Origin of the sequence: Actinobacillus capsulatus DSM 19761 (assembly GCF_000374285.1) — a bacterium.
GTDB lineage: Bacteria > Pseudomonadota > Gammaproteobacteria > Enterobacterales > Pasteurellaceae > Actinobacillus > Actinobacillus capsulatus.
In genome coordinates this window covers 1-2,602 of the sequence record NZ_KB893962.1, presented here as the reverse complement: position 1 = coordinate 2,602, position 2,602 = coordinate 1, and the positions used below count along the sequence as shown (strand labels likewise).

The following is a 2,602-nucleotide window of genomic DNA, read 5'->3' as shown; positions in this document are numbered from 1 at the left end:
ATGAAGCTATCGGCTTACAAAAACAGCTGGAACAAAAGCAAACGGAGAAAAAAGGTGGCGATGAGTTAGAAAAGCTACGTACGCGCGCACGTCAGTCAGGCATGACTGAGCTTGAAAAGAACATTGATAATGCACGCAATAATAGCAACTGGACGGCGGAACAGAAAAAAGAAGCCGAAGCCCTTTACCAAACCATTGATGCGAATCAGAAAAAACTGCGTGAACAAGCAGAAGCGGACAGAAAAGCGAAAGCGGAAGCAAATAAAGCGCAACGTAAAGCAGAAAGCGATGCAAAAAAAGCGGCGCAAGAAACGATGCGCACAGCAGAAGAAGCCACAAATAAGCTACGCGAACTCAATAGCGATTATTTACGTTTAACCGGACAAACGGCAAAAGCAGATCTGCTTGATGTACAAAGTAAATACAACCAGTTACTCGCTTTATTTAGCAAAGCGAACAATCAAGACGGTATCAATTTAGTTAAAAAAATGCTACCGCTTGAAGAAGCGAAAGTGCAATTAAACGGCATACAGTCCGAAGTAAATAACGTGATTCAGCAACAATCTGCCAAAGAACAGCAGATTCAAGCACAAGTACAAACTGGGCTTATTTCACACTTTGAAGGACAGCAACGCTTAAAAGATATGTATGCGCAAACGGTGGCAGAAATTGAAAAACAATTACCGTTACTGGAAAGATTAGCACAAATGCCCGGTGCGCAAGGCGAAGCAGCAGGCGCAATGCTTGAGCAAATGAAAGTGAAAATTCAGGAGCTTAAACAAACTGGAAATGAGCTTGAAAACGCCTTTAAACAGAGTTTAACCCAAGGCATTCAAAGTGCCTTAATGGGGCTTGCTGAAGGCACAATGAGCTTGGGTGATGCAGTAAAACAATTAGCGCGTACTGTAATAAACAGCATGGCGCAAATTGCCGCACAGCAACTTGCGATGCAAGCGACTAGCGCTATTAGTGGCTTTTTCGGTGGTGCGGGTGCTGCGGTCACGGCAGCAACCGGCGGTTTTATTTCAGGACCGGGAACAGGCACATCGGATTCAATCCCTGCAAGATTATCCAATGGTGAGTTTGTGGTGCGTGCGGCAAGCGTGCAGAAATATGGCGTGGGCTTTTTACATGCGATTAACCGCGGTCATTTACGCAAATATGCCACTGGAGGACTTGTCTCTGCCCCATCAATACCGTCATATAGCGAGCCGACATTGACTCGCGAAATGCAAAACGGCACGGCAGGACAACAGGCGGTAGTAAGTCCGGTCAATATCCAGCAAACACTTGCGGTAGATAGTGCTGAGTTATTTACAGCCGGTATTAATACGGTAGCTGGCGAACGTGCGGTAATGACCGTGATTCGGGCGAATAAGCAAACATTAAAACAGGAGTTGGCATAAATGGCATATGAAACAGGCACCGCAAACAATGAGCGTGATTTGCTAGATAAAATCAATCAATTTTTGACTACTAATGAGACCCTCAAGCGTGACGGACAAGCGTGGACAGTGTTACTTGACCGCACATTGGCTGAAACCGCAACACAAAAAGAAATCCGTCAAATCGCATGGAAATCAACCGGTACCGGCGTTGAGCAAGATATTTATCTTGTGGCTTCAAGTGATAATTTGATTTCGGCTGATACCTACAACCTGAATTTCTGGGGAGGTACCTTTTTTAATCAAAGCGCAGTAACCGAAACACAAATCGAATTGGGGCTAATTAATGCCTCTCCTGGCGTGGTGTTGTTTGCCGATAACCGCCCTATTGAGTATCACATTGTCGCAAATGGGCGTTGTTGCAAAATTATTACACGCATTTCGCAAGTGTGTTCAAGTGCTTATCTCGGTTTTATTTTGCCAACCGTGCCGCCGACTGAATACCCTTATCCGCTTTGTGTTGCCGGTAGCGCACCGGTTGTAGATGATAACAACCGTGCGGTGCGAGTGCGCTATTCACAAACCGGCGATTTACACTCCTCGATTGTAGATGCTAAATACGGCAACTGTTGGCTTTTCACGCCAGATCAAAGCTGGCGCGATTTTTACGGCAGCAGTTACAAAAACTTGCGTTCTGATTCTCGCCGACAAGCTTTGTTCCCATTATGTAACTATGAGCTTTTCAGTACATATCAACAACCGCGAAGTATTGACTCGCTAGGCGAAAGCCAAGGCGGTGCTTATCCATTGATACCTGTTGAATTTATCAGTCTCAAGGATTCTAGCCAAGGTCGTAACCGCTGGGGATCTTTCGATGGTGTGTACTGGATTCCGGGTATTCAGCGCGCGGCAGGCGACCGTGTGCAAATTGCGGATAATCGCCAAGGCTTGGTCTTTAACGGTGGCTATCGTGTAGCAACTAAAGATTATTTTGTGATTGAGACAACAACGGAGAGTTAAGCATGGCATATCAAACGGGTAACGCAAAGGACGTTAATGAACTGCTCAAAAAATTAAGTGAGTTTGCTCAAGGCTTAAAGTGGGTAATTGATAAAGCAGAAGACAATCTGCTGTGCTTGCACAACGCTCAAGGCTACTGGTCTCTTATGTTTAAGCCTGAAGTTAATCAATTATTTACTTATGTTAATACTGGCTTT

1 protein-coding gene and 2 pseudogenes are annotated in these 2,602 nt (G+C 45.0%); all 3 read left to right on the top strand.

What is annotated here, in order from left to right; genetic code table 11:
• Positions 1-1,406: pseudogene (locus tag C228_RS14945) on the top strand (tape measure protein); the annotation flags it as partial.
• Positions 1,407-2,405, top strand: coding sequence for a hypothetical protein (locus C228_RS0112895; protein WP_018653000.1), 999 nt, complete (start codon positions 1,407-1,409; stop codon positions 2,403-2,405).
• A gap of 2 nt (positions 2,406-2,407) precedes the next feature.
• A pseudogene (locus tag C228_RS13795) lies at positions 2,408-2,602 on the top strand (hypothetical protein); the annotation flags it as partial.

Excerpts from the sequence above, each read along its gene's own strand:
- C228_RS0112895 (WP_018653000.1), top strand. The coding sequence starts at position 1,407 with ATGGCATATGAAACAGGCACCGCAAACAATGAGCGTGATTTGCTAGAT.